The 19591-nt window shown below is 68.7% G+C and carries 22 protein-coding genes and 1 rRNA gene; 14 read left to right on the top strand and 9 right to left on the bottom strand.

The window, feature by feature from the left end; genetic code table 11:
* The first annotated feature begins 116 nt into the window (after nt 1-116).
* From OO71_RS37155 to OO71_RS37170, 4 genes are all read left to right on the top strand, one after another.
* On the top strand, nt 117-1352 hold the full coding sequence (locus tag OO71_RS37155) for an NAD(P)/FAD-dependent oxidoreductase (RefSeq protein WP_033294733.1): 1236 nt from the start codon (nt 117-119) through the stop codon (nt 1350-1352).
* Nucleotides 1352-2143 (top strand): SDR family NAD(P)-dependent oxidoreductase, encoded by a 792-nt coding sequence (locus OO71_RS37160; RefSeq protein ID WP_033294695.1) that lies wholly within the window; start codon nt 1352-1354, stop codon nt 2141-2143. Before OO71_RS37155 ends, OO71_RS37160 begins: the two co-directional genes overlap by 1 nt.
* Nucleotides 2144-2221: 78 nt before the next feature.
* Complete coding sequence (locus tag OO71_RS37165) at nt 2222-3568, top strand: aromatic ring-hydroxylating oxygenase subunit alpha (RefSeq protein ID WP_051792700.1); 1347 nt, start codon at nt 2222-2224, stop codon at nt 3566-3568.
* A gap of 27 nt (nt 3569-3595) precedes the next feature.
* Nucleotides 3596-4126, top strand: coding sequence for an aromatic-ring-hydroxylating dioxygenase subunit beta (locus tag OO71_RS37170; RefSeq protein ID WP_033294696.1), 531 nt, complete (start codon nt 3596-3598; stop codon nt 4124-4126).
* Nucleotides 4127-4180: 54 nt separating this feature from the next.
* On the opposite strand, the gene OO71_RS37175 is transcribed toward OO71_RS37170, so the two are convergent.
* The 3 genes from OO71_RS37175 to OO71_RS37185 all read right to left on the bottom strand — a co-directional run bounded on the left by OO71_RS37175 (nt 4181) and on the right by OO71_RS37185 (nt 7516).
* Nucleotides 4181-5101 carry a VOC family protein gene (locus OO71_RS37175; protein WP_051792701.1) on the bottom strand — a complete coding sequence of 307 codons (921 nt, stop codon included), beginning with the start codon at nt 5099-5101 and terminating at the stop codon, nt 4181-4183.
* 97 nt (nt 5102-5198) lie between these two features.
* Entirely contained in the window at nt 5199-6389 is a 1191-nt protein-coding gene (locus OO71_RS37180; protein WP_033294697.1) for an acyl-CoA dehydrogenase family protein, read from the bottom strand.
* Nucleotides 6386-7516 carry a CaiB/BaiF CoA transferase family protein gene (locus OO71_RS37185; RefSeq protein WP_211260794.1) on the bottom strand — a complete coding sequence of 377 codons (1131 nt, stop codon included), beginning with the start codon at nt 7514-7516 and terminating at the stop codon, nt 6386-6388. The genes OO71_RS37180 and OO71_RS37185 overlap by 4 nt, the downstream gene beginning before the upstream one ends.
* A gap of 109 nt (nt 7517-7625) precedes the next feature.
* Between OO71_RS37185 and OO71_RS37190 the strand changes: the two genes are divergently transcribed.
* The gene (locus OO71_RS37190; protein WP_033294699.1) at nt 7626-8378 is read left to right on the top strand and encodes an IclR family transcriptional regulator; all 753 of its coding nucleotides are present in this window, start codon (nt 7626-7628) and stop codon (nt 8376-8378) included.
* An 82-nt stretch (nt 8379-8460) separates the two neighbouring features.
* Here the strand turns inward: OO71_RS37190 and OO71_RS37195 are convergent, their stop codons facing one another.
* A complete protein-coding gene (locus OO71_RS37195) occupies nt 8461-8862 on the bottom strand; it encodes a MarR family winged helix-turn-helix transcriptional regulator (RefSeq protein ID WP_033294700.1) in 402 nt (133 codons plus the stop codon).
* 94 nt (nt 8863-8956) lie between these two features.
* On the opposite strand from OO71_RS37195, the gene OO71_RS37200 reads away from it, so the two are divergent.
* From OO71_RS37200 to OO71_RS37220, 5 genes are all read left to right on the top strand, one after another.
* Nucleotides 8957-10027: a substrate-binding domain-containing protein gene (locus OO71_RS37200; RefSeq protein ID WP_033294701.1), complete on the top strand. Its 1071-nt coding sequence runs from the start codon at nt 8957-8959 to the stop codon at nt 10025-10027.
* An 89-nt stretch (nt 10028-10116) separates the two neighbouring features.
* The gene (locus tag OO71_RS37205) at nt 10117-10767 is read left to right on the top strand and encodes an AmiS/UreI family transporter (protein ID WP_051792702.1); all 651 of its coding nucleotides are present in this window, start codon (nt 10117-10119) and stop codon (nt 10765-10767) included.
* Entirely contained in the window at nt 10754-11791 is a 1038-nt protein-coding gene (locus tag OO71_RS37210; protein ID WP_033294702.1) for an aliphatic amidase, read from the top strand. Before OO71_RS37205 ends, OO71_RS37210 begins: the two co-directional genes overlap by 14 nt.
* Nucleotides 11792-11834: 43 nt before the next feature.
* Nucleotides 11835-12857: an AAA family ATPase gene (locus OO71_RS37215; RefSeq protein WP_033294703.1), complete on the top strand. Its 1023-nt coding sequence runs from the start codon at nt 11835-11837 to the stop codon at nt 12855-12857.
* Nucleotides 12858-12892: 35 nt separating this feature from the next.
* Complete coding sequence (locus OO71_RS37220) at nt 12893-13360, top strand: nitroreductase family deazaflavin-dependent oxidoreductase (protein ID WP_211260793.1); 468 nt, start codon at nt 12893-12895, stop codon at nt 13358-13360.
* Nucleotides 13361-13362: 2 nt separating this feature from the next.
* Here OO71_RS37220 and OO71_RS37225 read toward each other — a convergent pair whose 3' ends face one another.
* The 3 genes from OO71_RS37225 to OO71_RS37235 form a co-directional block, all read right to left on the bottom strand.
* Nucleotides 13363-14592 carry an RNA polymerase sigma factor gene (locus OO71_RS37225; protein ID WP_033294704.1) on the bottom strand — a complete coding sequence of 410 codons (1230 nt, stop codon included), beginning with the start codon at nt 14590-14592 and terminating at the stop codon, nt 13363-13365.
* A complete protein-coding gene (locus tag OO71_RS37230; protein WP_033294738.1) occupies nt 14592-14975 on the bottom strand; it encodes a YciI family protein in 384 nt (127 codons plus the stop codon). Before OO71_RS37230 ends, OO71_RS37225 begins: the two co-directional genes overlap by 1 nt.
* Nucleotides 14976-15049: 74 nt before the next feature.
* Nucleotides 15050-15670: an L-threonylcarbamoyladenylate synthase gene (locus OO71_RS37235; protein ID WP_033294705.1), complete on the bottom strand. Its 621-nt coding sequence runs from the start codon at nt 15668-15670 to the stop codon at nt 15050-15052.
* Nucleotides 15671-15738: 68 nt separating this feature from the next.
* On the opposite strand from OO71_RS37235, the gene OO71_RS37240 reads away from it, so the two are divergent.
* From OO71_RS37240 to OO71_RS37250, 3 genes are all read left to right on the top strand, one after another.
* Entirely contained in the window at nt 15739-16458 is a 720-nt protein-coding gene (locus OO71_RS37240) for an MgtC/SapB family protein (protein ID WP_033294706.1), read from the top strand.
* 119 nt (nt 16459-16577) lie between these two features.
* The gene (locus OO71_RS37245) at nt 16578-17390 is read left to right on the top strand and encodes a DivIVA domain-containing protein (RefSeq protein ID WP_033294739.1); all 813 of its coding nucleotides are present in this window, start codon (nt 16578-16580) and stop codon (nt 17388-17390) included.
* 69 nt (nt 17391-17459) lie between these two features.
* Nucleotides 17460-17741, top strand: a complete 282-nt coding sequence (locus tag OO71_RS37250) for a metal-sensitive transcriptional regulator (protein ID WP_033294707.1) — start codon at nt 17460-17462, stop codon at nt 17739-17741.
* A 519-nt stretch (nt 17742-18260) separates the two neighbouring features.
* Here the strand turns inward: OO71_RS37250 and OO71_RS37255 are convergent.
* Nucleotides 18261-18467 (bottom strand): heavy-metal-associated domain-containing protein, encoded by a 207-nt coding sequence (locus OO71_RS37255; protein WP_033294708.1) that lies wholly within the window; start codon nt 18465-18467, stop codon nt 18261-18263.
* Between the two features lie 113 nt (nt 18468-18580).
* On the opposite strand from OO71_RS37255, the gene cobF reads away from it, so the two are divergent.
* The gene (gene cobF, locus OO71_RS37260) at nt 18581-19342 is read left to right on the top strand and encodes a precorrin-6A synthase (deacetylating) (protein ID WP_033294709.1); all 762 of its coding nucleotides are present in this window, start codon (nt 18581-18583) and stop codon (nt 19340-19342) included.
* Nucleotides 19343-19499: 157 nt separating this feature from the next.
* On the opposite strand, the gene rrf is transcribed toward cobF, so the two are convergent.
* Nucleotides 19500-19591, bottom strand: a 5S ribosomal RNA gene (gene rrf / locus OO71_RS47940); the annotation flags it as partial.

Raw genomic sequence — 19591 nt, forward strand, 5'->3', positions numbered from 1 at the left:
CTCCCCTCGGTTCACCGTCCAGCGAACACCGCCCGCCAGTGGATCTTCAACACCGGCGTTCAGCCAGGCGGTACACCGTCCTCGACCAGCCGGGCGGCAACGCGCACGCTCGGGCGATGAGCACCCCTACGTACGCGATCGTCGGTGCCAACCTCGCGGGCGGACGCGCCGCGCTCACCCTCCGGGACGAGGGATTCGACGGGAGGATCGTGCTCATCGGAGCCGAACCGCACCCCCCGTACGAACGGCCGCCGCTGTCCAAGGACCTGCTGAAAGGCCATCGCGAGGCCGAATCGACGTATCTGCACACCGAGGACTACTACGCCGCCGTCGACATCGAACTCCGGCTCGGCACGCGGGTCGAGCGGATCGCGCCGCGCTGGAGCGGTCTCGAACTCTCCGACGGCACCACCGTCACGGCCGACCACGTCCTGCTCACCACCGGCGCCCGCGTGCGCCGCCTCGACGTACTCGGCGCCGACCTCGACGGCGTGCACTACCTGCGCACGCTCGACGACGCCCTCGCCATCCGCGAACAGCTCAGCGCCGCAACGAACCTCACTGTCGTGGGCGCGGGGTTCATCGGCGCCGAGGTGGCCGCGTCCGCATGGGAGGTGTGCAGTTCGGTCACTCTGCTCGAAGCGGGCGACCTGCCGCTGGGCCGGGCGGTGAGCGCGGAGGTCGGCCGCTTCTACGCCGACATCCACCGCGATCGCGGCGTCGACCTGCGCATCGGCACCGGGGTCGCGGAAATCCAGGGCGAGCACGGCCGGGTGCGCCGGGTCGTCACCACCACCGGCGACGTAATCGAAACCGACCTGGTGCTGATCGGCGTCGGCACCACCGCAGCCACGGAACTCGCCGACGAGGCGGGAATCGCTACCGACAACGGAATCCTGGTCGACGAGTTCTGCCGGACGTCGATCCCGAACGTGTCGGCCGCCGGTGATGTTGCGCGGCACCCGAACCGGTACGCGGGCGGGCACGTCCGGCTCGAACACTGGCAGACCGCGCAGAACCAGGCGATGGCCGCGGCACGGGCGATGCTGGGCCGCGGCGAGCCGTACCACGAGGTCCCGTGGTTCTGGTCCGACCAGTACGACCTCAACCTCCAATACGCCGGGCATCCCGCCGCAACCGATCGCACGGTCCGCCGCGGTGATCCGGACGACCTGTCGTTCAGCATCCTTTCCTTGCGGGACAACAAGATCACCGGGGTCCTCGCGGTCAACCGGCCCCGCGATGTCCGGGCGGCGATGAAGCTGATCGAGTCCGGCACCCCGGTGGACCCGGACGTGCTCGCCGACGCGGCGACCGACCTGCGCAAGCTGAGCACGATCGGAGGACGGTAATGCTGACCGGAAATGTCACGCTGCTGACCGGCGGTGGATCCGGCCTCGGCCGCGCCCTCGTCGAACGCTTCCTCCGCGAAGGCGCCCGCGTCGGCGTACTGGAACATTCACCCGAGAAAGCCGCCCGGCTGGAAACCGATTTCGGGGACGCCGTCGCGGTCACGGTCGGCGATGTCAGCTCCGCGGCCGACAACGTTTCCGCCGTTTCCCGCACCCGCAAGGCCTTCGGCAAGCTGGACACGTTCATCGGCAACGCCGGGCTGTGGGACTTCGGCAAGGCCCTGCTCGACCTCCCGGCGGAGGCCTGGCCCGCTGCCTTCGACCAGCTGTTCCGCGTGAACGTCCAAGGTTACCTGCTCGGCGCGCGAGCGAGCGTGGAAGCGTTGCGGGAAACCGGCGGAAGCATGATCTTCACACTGTCGAACGCGGCTTTCCACCCCGGTGGCGGCGGACCGCTGTACGTCGCCGCGAAACACGCAATCCGTGGCCTGATCACGCAATTGGCCTGGGAACTGGAAAACGTGGTCCGCGTGAACGGCGTCGCGCCCGGGGCGATGTCGACGGAATTGAGCGGTTTACCCGCCCTCGACCAGGACGGCGTCACCCTGCGCGGCACCATCGAATCCATCGGCGGCGAGGACGCCTTCGCGACAATGATCGGACGGCCCCGGCTGCCCCGCCCGGAGGATTACGTCGGCGCATACGTCCTGCTTGCCTCCGACCAATCCCGCACCACCACCGGCACCGTGTTCGAAACACACGGAATGCTGGGCGCACCCGCCAAGAGCTAGCCCGTTCTGCCTCCCGGAACACCACGCTGTCCCGGTACCGCCTCAGGTGGCACTTTGGGGCGGGACAAGGAGGAAACAATGTCTGCAGACAGCACCGTCGACCAGCTCGACGACTTCGTTTCCCTCGAACGCGGGGAAATCGACCGGCGGATCTTCGCCGACGAGGAACTCTTCGAACGGGAGCTCGACCTGATCTTCGGCCGGGCGTGGAACTTCCTGTGCCACGAAAGCCAGATCCCGAAAGCCGGGGACTTCTTCGAAACCCCCATCGGCCGTGACAACGTGCTCACCGTCCGCCAGCGCGACGGCGGGATCAAAGCACTCCTGAACACCTGCGCCCACCGCGGGAATGCCGTGTGCCGCGCCGAAGAAGGCAACACCAAGGCCTTCATGTGCACCTACCACGGCTGGACCTACGACCTCGCCGGCAATCTCGTCGGCGTGCCGAACATCGACTCGTACTACAAGGGCGAGCTCGACAAGTCGAAGCACGGCATGCGCAAGGTCGCCCAGCTCGACAGCTACCACGGTTTCGTGTTCGCCACGATGGACCCGACCGCCCCGCCGCTCACCGAATTCCTCGGCGCGGCCGGCCGGATGAGCATCGACCTGATCGCCGCGCGCAACGTCGAGGTGCTGCCCGGCATCCAGAAGTTCGTGATCGACTGCAACTGGAAGTTCGCCGTCGACAACACTTTCGACTTCTACCACGCGCAGATCACCCACATGTCGGCGATGAGCATCATCTCCGGTACCCAGGACGGCGCGAGCGACAGCGGCGGCGCCACCGACAGCGCGGGACAGGACCTCAACGTCCCCGCCGCCGGGTCTTCCGGGCTCGAAGAAATCGCAGTGATCGCCGAATACGGGCACGCCATCGCCGGTCCCACGGCGTCGGCCATCGCGTCGCCGTTCGTGGACGAATCGTGGCGCGAGAGGCCGGAGGTGCAGGAACTGCTCGGCCCGGTCGGCGTCCGCGTCGGCGGGCATCCCAACATCTTCCCCAACGCGTGGATTTCCACCAGCGGACCGCAGGTTTCGCTGCGGATCCCGATCAGCCCGAACAAGACCGAGGTGTGGTGGTTCACCTTCGCCGACAAGGACGCCACCCCCGAGCAGCGCGCGAAGAGCCTGTGGTTCACCAACCACGGCTTCGGCCCGGCCGGCCTCTTCGAACAGGAGGACGGCGAGAACTGGGCACAGTCGACCCTGCAGGTGCACGGCCCGGGCAGCCAGCAGGTACCGCAACTGCTCTCGATGGACCTCGCCCGCGGCAAGGTGATCAAGGAACACGACCTCGCCCGGATCGAAGGCACGTCCAACGAGCACGCGCAGCTGTGGCTGTACCACTCGTGGGTGCAGTGGATGAAGGGGCTCGGCTGGGCGGCACTGCGGGAGGCCACCACGCCTCCGGACGTTCTCTGAACCGACTGACGACGAGGTGGACATCCGATGACCATGACCGATCCCGGCCAGCTCACCGCGCTGCTGCTGCAGCGCCAGGTCGAGCAGTTCTACTACGACGAGGCCGCGCTGCTGGACTCCTACCGGCTCACCGAATGGGTCGACCTGTTCAGCGAGGACACGCATTACTTCATGCCGATCCGGCGCACCCGGCTGCGCCGCGAGCTCGGCAAGGAGTTCACGAAACCCGGTGAAGCCGCGTATTACGACGACGACAAGAGCACGCTTCGCCTGCGGCAGGTCAAGTTCGACACCGGCACCGCGTGGGCGGAGGACCCGCCGTCGCGCACCCGGCACCTGATCAGCAACATCCGGATCACCGCGGACCGCGGCGACGAGCTGGACGTCGAATCGTACTTCCACCTCTACCGCACGCGGCTGAAGTCCGAAGTGGACACCTGGGTCGGGCGGCGGCTGGACGTGCTGCGCCGGCACGAGGGCTCGTTCCTCATCGCCCGCAGGCACATCCTGCTCGACCAGACCGTGCTGCTGGCGCGCAACCTGAGCACGTTGTTCTGACTCTGCAGACACGAAGAAACCGGGTCAGCCACGGCTGACCCGGTTTCCCGGTGCTCAGCCGCGCAACGCGTCGCCCGGCTCCAGCTGCGCCTGCGGGTCGGTGCCGTCGGGAAAACGGTGGCCCCACGTGCTGGCCTCGGCGTAGAAATCGGTGGTGTGCCGTTCGTCGTCGATGACCCGGCCGCCGAACCCGTACTCGATCGCCAGCCCGGACGGGCTGATGCAGTAGAACGACAGCATCCGGTCGTTCGTGTGCCTGCCGAGCGAGGCGGCCAGCGGAATCCCGGCGTCGTGCACGCGGTCGAGCGCCCGGCCGACGGCGTCGATGTCGTCCACCTCGAGCAGAATGTGCTGCACTCCCGAAGGAACGCCGGGCATGTTCCCGTAGGCCACCGAATGGTGCCGCGCATTCGGCGAGGTGAAGTACAACGTCATCGGACCGGCGCTGAACACGTCACTGAGCCGGAAGCCGAGCGTATTGAGGTAGAACTCCTCGGTTTTCTGCACGTCGCCGACCCACAGCACCACGTGGCCGAGACCCTGGCTGCCGGTCACGAACCGCGCGCCCTGCGCGGACACGAACGGCTCGCGCACCCGGGTGCCGCCGTAGAAGAACTCCAGCGGGTTGCCGTCCGGGTCCTCGGTGCGGAAGAGGTCGAGCACCCGGCGGCGCTTCGCGAGCTCCGGGTCGTGCTTCACCGGGAACCCGGCGGCGGTGAGCTGTTCCTGCAGTTCGGCGAACGCGTCGGACCCGTGCACTTCGAAGCCCAGCGCGGCCAGCCCGCCGTTGGTCCCCTGCTCGACGGCGAACCGCCAGCCCCAGTCGTCCACCCGGAAGTACAGTTCCGAGTCCGTCGTCATCCCGGCATTGACCTGCAGCCCGAGTACCGATTCCGCGAACGACTGCCAGGCGGGCAGATCCTCCGCGGTGATCACGGTGTATCCCAACGAACTCACGGGCTTTTTGGCATCCATGGTCTTCCTTCCCGGTCGCTGCCTGCCAGCTGAGGCTGTCCGCATGGTAGGCAGCGCCGGGGTGCCCAGGCCCGGATTCCGTTCCGATGCCCGGAACTCAGCGGAAGGCGGCGTGCCCGGTGATCGCCTGGCCGAGCACGAGCGTGTGCATTTCCACCGTGCCCTCGTAGGTGAGCACCGATTCGAGGTTCGTCATGTGCCGGATCACCGGGTACTCCAGCGAAATCCCGTTCGCGCCGAGAATGGTGCGCGACGTACGGCAGATGTCCATCGCCTCGCGGACGTTGTTGAGCTTGCCGAGGCTCACCTGCTCCGGGCGCAGCGTACCGGCGTCCTTGCGGCGGCCGAGGTGGATCGCGAGCAGCAGCGCCTTGGTGTACTCCAGCGTCATGTCGACGAGTTTCTGCTGGGTCAGCTGGAACGCGGCGATCGGCTTGCCGAACTGCGTGCGTTCCCCGGCATACGACAACGCCGCGTTGAGACACGACCGCGCCGCGCCGAGCGAACCCCACACGATGCCGAACCGCGCTTCGTTGAGACAGCTCAGCGGTCCCTTGAGCCCGGTGACCTCCGGGAGCACCGCGTCGGCAGGCAACCGCACGCCGTCCAGCACGAGTTCACTCGTGACCGACGCCCGCAGCGAAAGCTTGTGCTTGATCTCCGGCGCCGAGAAACCCGGGGCGTCCGTGGGTACCACGAAGCCGCGCACGCCCTCGTCGGTCTGCGCCCACACCACGGCCACGTCGGCGACGCTTCCGTTGGTGATCCACATCTTCCGGCCGTCGAGGATCCAGTCGCCGCCATCGCGCCGCGCCCGCGTGCGCATGCTCGCCGGGTCGGATCCCGCGTCCGGTTCGGTCAGGCCGAAGCAGCCGATCGCCTCGCCCGCCGCCATCGACGGCAGCCAGCGCTGCTTGTGCTCCTCCGAACCCCACCGCCAGATCGCGAACATCGCGAGCGAGCCCTGCACCGACACCAGCGAGCGGATGCCCGAGTCGGACGCCTCCAGCTCCAGGCACGCGAGGCCGTACTGGGTGGCCGACATCCCGGCGCAGCCGTAGCCCTCCAGGTGCATGCCGAGCACCCCGAGCGAGCCGAGATCCTTGGCAAGGCCACGGACATCGGGCAGCTCGCCGCGTTCGTACCAGTCGCCGACGTACGGGTCGATCCGGTCGGCGCACATCCGGCGCACCGCGGCCGCGATGTCCTTCTCGTCGTCGGTGAACAGGTCGGCGAGCCCGGCGGGGTCCCGCGGGTCCAGCGGCGGCAGGGACTTCGTGGTGGTCATTTCTTCTCCTCTGCGAGCCAGCGGCGGATCTCGTCACTGTGCTGCCCCAGCCGGGGCGGGGCGGTGTAGCGGGTGACCGGCGTGTCCGAGTAGCCGATCGGATGGCGGACCTGGGGTGGGACGTCGTCGCCGACCCGCACCGTCGGGGCAAGGCCGAGCGATTCCGCGAGCCGGAAGCCGTCGGCCAGATCGCCGACCGGTCCGGCAGGCACCCCGGCTTCGGTGAGCTTCGCGGCCCAGGCGACCACCGTGTCGGTACCGAGCCCCTCTTCCAGGGCGGCCCTTAGCTCGGGACGGTTGCGTACGCGTTCGGCATTCGTCGCGAACCGGACGTCGTCGGCCAGCTCGGGGGTACCCAATACCTCGGCGAGGCGGCGGAACTGACCGTCGTTGCCGCAGGCGAGCGCGAGCATGTCGTCCTTGCACCGCAAGGTTTCGTACGGCGCGATCGACGGATGCTGGTTGCCCATCCGGCGCGGCGCGCGACCGGTGGTGAGGTACGCGGACGCCTGGTTGACCATCGAGCCGAGCAGGCTGGACAGCAGGTTCACCTCGACGCGCTGCCCACGTCCGGTCGCTTCCCGCGCCCGCAACGCGGCAAGGATGCCGATGGTGGCGTCCTTGGCGGCAAGCACGTCGACCAGCGCGACCCCGGCCTTGGCCGGTTCGCCGTCCGCCGCGCCGGTGATGCTCATCAGACCGCCCATCGCCTGCACGAGGAAGTCGTAGCCGGGCAGGTCGGCGTCGCCGCCGAAACCCGAGACCGAGCAGTACACGATGCCGGGATTGTCCGCGCGGACGGACTCGTAGTCCAGGCCGCGCCGCTGCAGCGCGCCGGTGCGGAAGTTCTCCACGAACACGTCGGCGCGGCGGGCGAGCTCGCGCGCGAGAACCAGGTCAGCCGGGTCGCCGAGGTCGAGCGTCACCGACTGCTTGGACCGGTTGGCGCATTCGAAGTACGACGCGGAATTGCCGGTCCAGGGCGGTCCCCAGCCGCGGGTGTCGTCACCCGCACCGGGCCGTTCGACCTTGATCACGGTGGCACCGAGGTCGGCCAGCAGCACCGAAGCCAGCGGACCGGCCAGCACCCGGCTGAAGTCCGCGACGACGATCCCGTCCAATGGCATGCTCACGCCCGCACCTCCTTGTCTACGCATACTGGCATCAAAATACGTATTTACGCAACCCCCTCGCGGCAGGTAGAGTTCGCGATCACCCCGAGGAGAGAAAGCACCGATGCCGACGCACCCCACGCCGGACGGCCGCCCGAGGCCGCACCACCGGATGATCGACCGGGTGTCGACCATCCTGGACCTGGCCGCCCGGTCCCGGCACGGGGTCACGCTCACCGAGTTCGCCCGCGAGCTCGACGCGCCGATGAGCTCGATCCAGGGCCTGGTCAACGGCCTGGTCGCCACGGGGTATCTCGACGAGCACGACCGCCGCTACACCCTCGGCCCGGCGCCGTTCCTGCTCATCCGGCTGGCCGGGCGGCCCACCGTCACCACGGTCACCCACGAGGACCTCGAAGCCCTGCACACCGAAACCGGGATGACCGCGGTGCTGGCGATCGTGGTGGGCAGCGACCTCTATTACGTCGACTATTCCTCACACGATCCGCGGTACGCCTACCTCGCCGAAGGATTCGTGCGCCGCTCCCCGATCCGCACGTCCACCGGCTGGGTTTTGCTGGCGGGCATGGAAAATCGCGACCTGTGGGCCCGGATCGGCGCACTGCCCCCGGCCGACGCGGACCTGGTCGAGCGGTTCCTCAAAGACCTCACCCAGATCCAGGCCGAGGGCGTGGTGGCCGCACCGAACGCGTCCACCGAGGCCGACGGCGTGTCGGTCGCGGTGGTGGAAGACGGCCGGACCGTTGCCGCAGTGGGGATCATGGGCAGCCACGCCGAGGTGGCCGAGCGGAAAGCCGAGCTGATCGAAGTGCTTACGCGGCACCGGGAGAAGTGGCGCGCGCCCCGGCCCTCGTGAGCTGAGCGCTGGCCGTCGCTCCCGAACGCCCGGCGTGCGGCGGGCTCAACCATCGCTGCCGAGCGCCGTGCGTGCTTCGGCGCTAACTTTCGCCGCCGAGCGCCGTCCGGATCCTTCCCGCCGGGTCCAGTTCGCGTTCCACCTCGGCCAGTTTCGCGCTCGCCCGCTGATGCGCGCTGCGTCCGCGCGGCGCGAGGTACACCCGCACCCGCCGCCGGTCCTCGACGTCGACCTCGCGATACGCCGCCGCCGTGGTGACCAGCCGGTCGACCACCCGGGTCAGCGTGGGCCCGGTGACCAGCGTGCGCCCGGCCAGCTCGGTCATCGTGAGACCGTCACCGGCGGCAAGGGCGTCGAGCACCAGCCAGCCGTCGAGGGTGAGCCCTTCCGCTTTGAGCAGCGGTTCGATCCGGAGCGTGACCTCGCGGGCGGTGCGGGTGAGTGTGCGGATGAGCGACGCTTCGGCCGTGTCCAGCTGCTCCATCCGCCCGCCCTCGTTCCGCCCTTGCGCAAATGCCTTCGCATTGTAAGACTTCCAGATGGAAGCAAGTCAACCGGCAAAGAAGCCCGGAGCCGGCATGGGACTCGGACTCGCCAGCCGCGCGACCGCATTGCGCGTCGCGCTGGTCGTCCCGCTCCAGGGACCGGCGGGCCTCTTCGGGCCGTCGTGCGAGGCGACCAGCGAGCTCGCGGTCCGGGAGCTGAACGACACCGGTGGCATCCTCGGCCGCGAGGTCACGCTGGAGGTCGTCGACGGCGGCGCGCCCCCGGCGCAGGTCGCCTCCGCAGTGCGCAAGCTCGTCGACGCGGGCGAGGTCGACGCGGTCACCGGCTGGCACATTTCCTCGTTACGCAACGCCCTCGCGCCGGTCTTGGCCGACCGCGTGCTGTACGTGTACACGTCACTGTACGAAGGTGGCGAAAGGCGTTCCGGTATCTACTGTTCCGGCGAAGTCCCGCGCGTCCAGATCCAGCCCGCGCTGCGCTGGTTGCGGGACAACTGCGGCGCGCGGACCTGGTTCGTGGCCGGTGACGATTACGTCTGGCCGCGCGGGTCCGCGGACGCAATCCGTCGCTACGCAAGGGAATTGGACCTGCGGATCGTCGGCGAAGCGTTCGTCGGGCTCGGTTCCGGCGACATGGCGCGGCTCGTCCGGCGCGTGGAAACAGCCGCATGCGACGGCGTGCTGATGTTGTTCGTGGGCCAGGATGCCGTGCGGTTCAACCGGCAGTTCGCCGCGAGGGGCCTCGACGCGCAGATGCTGCGGTTCAGCCCACTGATGGAAGAGAACATGCTGCTCGCCAGCGGAGCCGAGGCCACGCGCAACCTCTTCGTGTCCGCCGCGTACTTCCGCTCGCTGGTCACCGCGGACGCGATGGACCTCCTCGGCCGCTACGTCCACCTGCACGGCCCGGCCGCTCCCCCGCTCAACAACGCGGCCGAATCCTGTTACGAGGGCTTGCACACGCTCGCACAGCTCGCCCGCCGCGCCGGTACCCCAGACCTGCGCGCACTCAACGCGGCCATCGACGGCGTCGCGTACGACGGGCCTCGCGGCACGGTCGAATTCCACGGCCAGCAAGCCGCCCAGCACGTGCACCTCGCCGCCGCCCGAGGCTGCGACTTCGATCCGATCACCCGGCTCTGATCCTTTCCCCGAGCACCTTGACGGGCTGCCCTCGCCCAATTAGTTTCATCTGACAGTATTTCATCTGGTACCAACTGAGAGGGCGTGCGATGAACAACGTCGGCCTGCTCTACGTCGGGGCGGTACTGCTGGTCAACGGCCTGATGCTGCTCGGGAGAGTGCCCGCCCGGTCGGCGGCCGCGCTGAACCTGTTCGTGGGCGCACTGCAGTGCGTGACCCCGACCGTGCTGATCATCCAGGCGCACGGGGACTCCGAAGCGATCCTCGGCGCGTCCGGCCTCTTCCTGTTCGGGTTCACCTACCTGTACGTCGGGATCGCGAACCTCGCCGGGCTCGAACCCGAGGGCATCGGCTGGTTCTCGCTGTTCGTCGCGGGTGCCGCGATCGTGTACGCGGGCCTGGCGTTCTGGCGGCAGGACGATCCGGTGTTCGGCGTCATCTGGCTTTCCTGGGCCCTGCTGTGGGGCCTGTTCTTCCTGGTGCTCGGGCTCGGCCGCGAGGAGCTGACCCGGTTCACCGGCTGGGCGACCGTGCTTCTCAGCCAGCCGACCTGCACGGTGCCCGCCTTCCTCGCGCTCACCGGCGGGTACCGCTCCACCGCGGTCACGGCGAGCGTCGCCGCCGCGGCCGCCGTCCTGCTCGTCGCCCTCGCCGCGGTGCTCGGTTTCCGCGGCCAGCCCCGTCCGCGCACCGCCGCGGCGGATCACCCGAGGTTAGGAGAAACCCATGCGACACGGTGACATTTCCGCGAGCCCGGACACGGTCGGCGTCGCGGTGGTGAACTACAAGATGCCGCGGCTGCACACCAAAGCCGAGGTGCTCGACAACGCCCGCAAGATCGCCGACATGGTGGTCGGCATGAAGGGCGGTCTTCCCGGAATGGACCTCGTCGTGTTCCCCGAATACTCGACCCAGGGGATCATGTACGACGAGCAGGAAATGTACGACACGGCGGCCACCGTCCCCGGCGAAGAAACCGCGATCTTCTCCGCCGCGTGCCGCGAAGCCGATACATGGGGCGTTTTCTCGATCACCGGTGAACAGCACGAGGACCACCCGGGCAAACCGCCGTACAACACTCTCGTACTGATCGACAATCACGGCGAAATCGTGCAGAAATACCGCAAGATCCTGCCCTGGTGCCCGATCGAGGGGTGGTACCCGGGCGATTCCACGTACGTCACCGATGGCCCGAAAGGCCTCAAGACCTCGCTGATCATCTGCGACGACGGCAACTACCCGGAAATCTGGCGGGACTGCGCGATGAAGGGCGCCGAGCTGATCGTGCGCTGCCAGGGGTACATGTATCCGGCGAAGGACCAGCAGGTATTGATGGCGAAAGCGATGGCGTGGGCCAATAACACGTACGTCGCCGTCGCCAATGCAGCCGGGTTCGACGGCGTGTACTCGTATTTCGGCCATTCGTCGATCATCGGCTTCGACGGCCGGACGCTCGGCGAAACCGGCGAGGAGGAATACGGTATCCAGTTCGCCCAATTGTCGATCTCGGCCATCCGCGACGCCCGCGAGTACGACCAGTCGCAGAACCACCTGTTCAAACTGCTGCACCGCGGTTACTCCGGGGTGCACGCAGCCGGTGACGGGGACAAGGGCGTGGCCGACTGCCCGTTCGAGTTCTACCGCACGTGGGTCACCGACGCGCAAAAGGCACAGGAAAACTCGGAGGCCATTACCCGCAGCACCATCGGCGTCGCCGAATGCCCGGTGGGTGCGCTGCCGGTGGAAAAGACGAAACAGGCCTGACGGTTCCGCGGTCTGCCGGTTTCTTGTTCAGGGAAAGGACACCATGCCGTTCATCACCGACAGGTATCACGACCAGAACCGGAACCGGCAGACCGCACCACCACCCACTCCCGCACCCCCGGTCTTCACTCCCGACGGCCTTGCCGAACGCCTGCGCAGCCGCATCCTCGGCCAAGACCCCGCCGTCGACGCCGTGGTCCGGGCCATCGTGCTGGCCCGGGCCGGTGCCACCGAACCCGACCGGCCGCCCGCGACAATGCTCCTGCTCGGCCCGACCGGCGTGGGCAAAACCGAGCTCGTCCGCCAGGTCGCGGCCACCCTCCGCGCCGGCCCGGACGACCTGTGCCGGGTCGACATGAACTCCCTCGCGCAGGAGCATTACGCCGCGTCCTTCAACGGCGCCCCACCCGGGTACGCGGGCAGCAAGGAAGCCTTCACCGTCTTCGACCGGTCCACAGTGGAGGGTGACCCGTACGCCCCGGGAATCGTCCTGTTCGACGAGGTGGAAAAGGCCCACCCCACAGTTCTGCGCGCACTGTTGGGGGTCCTGGACAACGGAATGCTGCGCCTGGCGAACGGTCAGGAGAAAATCTCGTTCCGGAACTGCTTCGTCTTTCTGACGTCGAACCTGGGGTCGAGGGAACTGGCCCGCCGCCGAGCCACCCGCTGGCGCACCCTCCTGGACCGCGCCCATTCCCGGCGGACCATCGTGGACAAGGCCCTGCAAGCCTTCTTCGACCCGGAATTCCTCAACCGCCTCGACGAAACCGTCATCTTCGACGAACTCGACCGCCCCACGATCGAACGCATCACCCGGCTTGAAATCGACTTGCTGAGAACCCGCCTCCGCCGCCGAGGCGTCGATTTGGAGGTGGACGATTCCGCCATCCACCTGCTGGCCGCCAAAGGCTTCGACCCGGTGTACGGCGCCCGTGGCCTGCGCCGGACCCTGCGCACCCACCTGGCGTCCCCGGTAGCCGAGCAGATCATGCACACCCGCCCGACCGGCACGGACCCGTTGCAGATCACCGCAACCACCACCGGCGGGTCGATCGCGATTTCCTGAACCGTCCCGCTCAGCGAACTGCGTACGCTGCCATCATGGAACTGCGCAAAGTGTTCGCCGGGCTGGGCCGTACCAAGGCATTCGCCGTGTTCGGACGCGCGATCATGCCCGCCGACCGGCTGCTGTTGCGCGTCAGCGGCGGCCGCGTCGGGGTCGGCGCGACCGTCGGCCTCCGGACCTTGCTGCTCACCACGATCGGCCGCACGAGCGGCGAACCGCGGCAGGTCCCACTGCTGTACGTCGAGCGTTCAGGCGGCTACGTCGTCATCGGCTCGAACTGGGGCGGCGAAAACCACCCCGCGTGGACCGCCAACCTGCTGGCCTGCCCCGACGCGACGGTCTCCGTGCACGGCCGCACCATCCCGGTCCGCGCGCGGCTCCTCGAAGACCCCGAGCGAAAGGAAATGTGGGACGAGGTGGCCTCGTACTGGCCCGCCTACGACCGGTACGCCGAACGAGCCGCCCACCGCGAAATCCGGGTATTCCTGCTGGAAAAGGCCTGAATTCAGGAGCTCAGGAACTTCGCTGCCTGCGCCTGCAGGTACCGGCGTTCCGGCAGGCTGCTCGTCCGCTTGGCCGCGCGGAGGTAATGCTCGTGCGCGCCCGCGGGGTCACCGGCGAGTTCGAGAAGATGCGCGCGGACCGCGTCGAGCCGATGCCCCTGCTTCAGCCGCGCGTCGTCCTCGAGGGTGGCCAGCAGCGCCAGCGCATCGTCCGGACCATCGACCATCGCGACGGCAATCGCCCGGTTGAGCGTGGTCACCGGCCCGGGCGCGAGCTGTTCGAGCAGGCCGTACAGCTCGAGGATCTGCGGCCAGTCGGTGGAGTCGGTACCGGTCGCCTGATCGTGCAAGGCCGCGATCGCCGCCTGCACCTGGTAGGGCCCGATCGGGCCGCGCCCCAGCACCTGGTTCACCAGCTCGACACCTTCGACGATCAACGGGACCGTCCACTGTCGACGGTCCTGCTCGGCAAGGGGAGTCAGCGCACCGTCCGGCCCGGTCCGCGCCGGCCGCCGCGCGTCGGTGAGCAGCATCAACGCGAGCAGACCGGCCACTTCGCCGTCGTCCGGAAGCAACGCGCGCACCGAACGGGTCAGCCGGATCGCCTCCTCGGACAGTTCGACCCGGTGCAGCTCCTCCCCCGACGACGCCGTGTACCCCTCGTTGAAAATCAGGTACAGCACGTGCAGCACGACCTGCAGCCGCGCCGGCCAGTCCTCGGCGGACGGCGGCGCGAAGGTCGAGCCCGCAGCCGCGACGCTCTCCTTCGCCCGCGTGATCCGCCGCGTCATGGTGGCTTCCGGCACCAGAAACGCCCGCGCGATCTCCGCGGTGGTCAGCCCGCCGACGGCGCGCAAGGTGAGCGCGACCTGCGAGCTGGCCGTGACCGCCGGATGGCAGCACAGGAACAGCAGCGTGAGCGTGTCGTCCTGGTCGGGCGGCGGCTCGTCCTCCGGCCCGGGAACGACCGCGGTCACCTGCACCGCGATGGTCTCCTCGCGCCGCCGCCGTGCGCTCTCACTCCGCCAGAGGTCGGTGAGCCGCCTGGTCGCGACGGTCAGCAGCCAGGCCCGCGGATTGTCCGGTACCTCGCCCGCGGACCACTGCTCGACGGCCGCGACCACGGCTTCCTGCACCGCGTCCTCGGCCGCCTCGAACTGCCCGTACCGCCGGACGAGCGTCCCGAGCACCTGCGGCACGAGCGGGCGGAGCAGCTCGCCGACGTCCGTCATCAGGCGAAGTCGAGCGGGGTCTCTGCGTCGGCGAAGAACAGGACCGGACGGACCTCGATGCCGAGCCCCTCGACCGCCGCGTCCGGAATCATGGCGGCGACCTCCAGCGCCCGCTCCCGGCTCTCGCACTCCACCAGGTAGAACCCGGCCAGGAACTCCTTCGACTCGATGAACGGGCCGTCGGTCACCACCGGCACCCCGCCGCGCACGCGCACGACCGCGGCGTCTTCCGGCCCGGTGAGCGCCTGCGTGCTGATCATCTCGCCGGACTCCCGGATCTTCGTGATGAAGGCCCCTTGCCCGTTCATCACCTCCTGGCGCGTCTCCTCGCTCAGTCCGTTCCACACTTCCGGGTTCATGTGCATCGTCAACAGGAATTTCACGTCGTCTCCCCAGGTAGGCGCTCCGATGGTGCCAAAATAGCGGAGCGTCGCGGTGCGGCCGGAGGCACGCCCGTTCACTCGAACCGGGACGGGTCTCCCGCGCCGTGCCGGACGACCTCCGCCTCGCCGGAGGAGAAGTCGATGACCGTGGTGGGCTCCACGCCGCAGTCGCCGGAGTCGAGGACGGCGTCCAGCACGTGGTCGAGCTCCTCCTTGATCTCCCAGCCCTGGGTGAGCGGTTCGCCGGAGTCGGGCAGCAGCAGCGTGCTCGACAGGATCGGTTCGCCCAGCTCGCCGAGCAGTTCCTGGGTCACCACGTGGTCCGGGATCCGCACGCCGACGGTCTTCTTCTTGGCGTGCAGCAGCCGCCGCGGCACCTCCTTGGTGGCCGGGAGGATGAACGTGTACGGGCCCGGCGTGCTGGCCTTGATCGCGCGGAACACCGCGTTGTCGACGTGCACGAACTGCCCGAGCTGGGCGAAGTCCTGGCAGACGAGCGTGAAGTGGTGCCGGTGGTCGAGCTTGCGGATGGTGCGGATCCGCTCCATCCCCTGCTGGTTGCCGATGCGGCAGCCGAGCGCGAAGCACGAGTCGGTCGGATAGGCGATCAGCCCGTCGTTGCGCAGCAGGTCGACCACCTGGCCGAGAGCGCGGCGCTGCGGGTTCTGCGGGTGCACGTCGAAGTACCGGGCCATTGCCCGAGCTTAGGCGTGCGCACCGGGCCGGGCGCGCGGGCTCTCCCGGGGCCGGGCACAGTGGCGGGATGCATGCTCTGTGGTCCACCGGCGAACAGTGGGCGCTGCTGCCGCCGGTACTGCTCGCCCTGGTGCTGAGCACCGTGATCGGCATCGAGCGGGAGGTCGGCAACAAACAGGCCGGCCTGCGCACGCACACGCTGGTGGGCGTCGGGTCGGCGGTGTTCATGCTGGTGTCGAAATACGGGTTCGCCGACCTGCTCGGCATCGAGCACGTGGCACTCGACCCGTCGCGGATCGCCGCGCAGATCGTGTCCGGCATCGGCTTCGTCGGCGGCGGGCTGATCTTCGTCCGCCGCGACGCAGTCCGCGGCCTCACCACCGCGGCGACGGTGTGGCTCGCCGCCGCGGTCGGGGTCGCCTGCGGGGCCGGACTGCCGGTGCTCGCCGCCGCGACCACGGCCGGGCTCGTGGTGATCACCCGGGGATTCCCGCTGCTTTCCCGGTTCGTCGCGCGCCATCGCCGCCGGCCACCCGTCCTCCGGTTGAGTTACGCCGACGGCCACGGCGTCCTGCGTGCCGTGCTCACGACGTGCACCGAACGGGGGTGGGCGGTACACCGGGTGGCGGTCGATCGTGAAACGGTTTCCGAAGAGGGACAACGGATCGCGGTCGTCACGCTGCTCCTGCAAGGACGCGGTGATCTTCCCGAGCTCACCGCGGAACTGGCCGAATTGCCCGGCGTACGAAGCACTGCGACCGGCGCGGAGGATCCGCTCGAAGATTGATCGGCCCCCGGTCTCGCACCGGACGCCACACTTCGGGCACACTGGAGGTACGCGAAAATCCCCGGCGCGGCAGGAAAAACGAGCGGCGGGGAGAAATCATCCAAATGGGAGGTGAGAGCATGGCCCCCGGCGGCGGCGAGGACCTGATGTCCGTCCGGCCTGCCTTCGACCGTGCGTGGCGCGGCTACCACCGTGGCCAGGTCGAAGAATTCGCGACGTGGGTGGAGGCGGAATTCCGGCGCCTGGCAGCAGAACGCGACGCGGCGGCCCGGCAGGCGGCCGAACTCGCCGAGCGCAACCGCGAACTGCGCGCGACGATCGACCGGATCAGCCGCACCCCCATCGAACCGGATGCCTTGCAGGAACGGTCCCGGCGCATGGTCGAACTGACCCGCGACGAGGCCACGGAGATCATCGCGCACGCCGAGCACACGGCCGCCCGGATCATCGCCGACGCAAAAACCGAGGCCGTGCGGCTCACGGAGAAAGAACGCGCGCTGGTCGAAGCGGTGTCCCACGATCGGGAACAGCAACGCCGGGAACACGAAGACGTGCTGCGCCGCGCGGCCGAAGAGCGCGCAGCTTTGGACGAGACCGCAGCGAAGGAACGTCAACGGCTGACGGAACACGTCACGCGCACCCTGGCCGACCGCCGAACCGACGCAGTCCGCGAAATCGCCGACCGCACCACGTCCGCCCGCGCCGAAGCCGATCAGCTCGTCGGGGAAGCGAAGGCCCACGCCACTCACCTGGTGACCGACGCCGAACACCGGGTCGCCGAACTGGCCGCCGTGCAGCACCGGCTGAAGGCCGCACTGCGCGGTGCCCGCGAACTCCTGGCCACCGCAAACGCCGACTTGGCCCCGGAAGGCACGCCGGTCCCGAACCAACGCCGTACGTCCGCCCTCACCGAGCCCAGCCCCACCGGCTGAGCCCCAGGCACAGATACACCGGGAGGGTATAGTGGACTGGAAGTGTCCGATGAAGGGGAATGATGCGCGATGACCGGCTACGGCAGTGAACGAGAGGCCTACCTCAAACGCCTCCGCCGGATCGAAGGCCAGATCCGCGGCCTGCAGCGCATGGTGGAGCAGGACAAGTACTGCATCGACATCCTGACCCAAGTCTCCGCCGCGACGAAAGCCCTGCAGTCCTTCTCACTGGAACTACTGGACGAACACCTGGCAACCTGCGTGGTGGAAGCAGCTGCCGCCGGTGGCGAAGAAGCGGACCTGAAGGTACGCGAAGCATCGGACGCCATCGCGCGATTGGTGCGGTCCTGACCCTGGTGAACAGGGGCCGTGGTTGGTGCGGTCCTGACCGCGGTGCTGACCTGGTGAACAAGCGGTCGCGGTTGGCGCGGTCCTCACCGCGGTCCTGACCTGGTGGACAACGGCCGCGCGGGCCAGGGTGACCACCGCGGTGATTGGCGCACCGCTGAACGGCCGCGACTTGCGCAGGCCCCTGGGTGACCACCGCAACTGGCGCGCCGTGAGACAACCACGGCGACTTGCACAGGCTCGCGGCGACCACGGCGACCGGTGAACGCCCGACAACCACCACAAGTCACACCCGCCCCAGGCAACCACCACAACCGGTGAACCCCAGGGGCAACCACGGCAAGTTACGCAGGCCCGGCACCTCCCCGGTTGATGATCCCCGAGACGTCAGCAACTTGCGCGAGCCGGGGCAACGACGGGTTCCCGGCCTCGGCTCGGCCGGTGAAGCTCGCCGCCCTGGACCCGGGCGGCGCACGACGCGCAGGTCATCCCGCCGATGACGAGTCCGTCCGAGCAATTTTGCTACGCGACAACCTGGTACCCGGCCTCGGCGACAGCTGCCTCGACGGCGTCACGCGGCAGCGGCTCCTGGCTGGTGACCTTGACGGCTCCGGTGGCGAGGTCCACGTCGACCGTCTGCACCCCCGTCAGCCCGCTGACCTCCTCCTTCACCGCGCCGGCGCAGTGTCCGCACGTCATGCCCTCGACGGTGTAGGTGGCTTCGGTCATCGCCGTGCTCCTTCTCGTGGGTCGTTCGCTGCCTCCTTTATACCCCTCGGGGGTAGGGGTTTCACGCCCGCCCCGCTCGCGGCCTCGGATATCCGCCGGGGGAGACTTGCGGGATGCGGAAGATCTACGCGATCGGGATCGGGGCGGGCGACCCGGAGCATCTCACGGTTCAGGCGGTCGACCGGCTCAATCGCGTCGACGTCTTTTTCGTGCTGGACAAGGGCAACGCGAAGGCCGACCTGGTCCGGCTGCGGCAGGAGATCCTGGACCGGTTCGTGACCCGGCCGGGGTATCGCCTGGTGAGCGCGCAGGACCCGGACCGCGACCGGACCCCCGCCGACTACCGCACCGCGGTCGCCGACTGGCACCGGCTCCGGACTGAGGTCTACGAGCAGCTCATCCGCGACGAGCTCGCCGACGGCGAGTCCGGTGCTTTCCTGGTGTGGGGCGACCCGGCGCTGTACGACAGCACTATCGCGCTGATCGAGGCGGTCCTGGCGCGCGGAAACGTCGCGTTCGAGTACGAGGTGGTGCCGGGGATCAGCAGCATTTCGGCGCTGGTGGCGCGACACCGCACGACCATGAACCAGATCGGCCGCGCAGTGCAGCTCACGACCGGTCGCCGGCTGGCCGCAGGCTGGCCGGACGATGCCGACGACGTGTTCGTGCTGCTCGACGCGCACACGACTTTCGACCGGTACACGGATCGGGGGTTGTGGATCTATTGGGGCGCGTACGTGGGGACGCCGGACGAGATCCTGCTTTCCGGCCCACTGGACGAGGCGCTGGCGGCAAAGATCCGGGATACGCGGGCCGCCGCTCGGGAACAGCACGGGTGGATCATGGACACGTACCTGCTGCGCCGACCGGAGTGAGGCGGGGTTTTCGGGACCGATGGCGGGCATGCGCAAGGGGCCAGCCCCTGCTCGGGCTGGCCCACTGTTCTGGCCGCAGACACAAAAAGGGCTGGGCCCCGGGAGCACCCCCCGTGTGGGGGGGTGCTCGACCGGGGCCCAGCCCTTTTCATGTTGAGTTCGGCGGTGTCCTACTCTCCCACAACCCTTCGGTTGCAGTACCATCGGCGCAATCAGGCTTAGCTTCCGGGTTCGGAATGGGACCGGGCG

Origin of the sequence: Amycolatopsis jejuensis, assembly GCF_000717335.1 — a bacterium.
Taxonomy (GTDB): domain Bacteria; phylum Actinomycetota; class Actinomycetes; order Mycobacteriales; family Pseudonocardiaceae; genus Amycolatopsis; species Amycolatopsis jejuensis.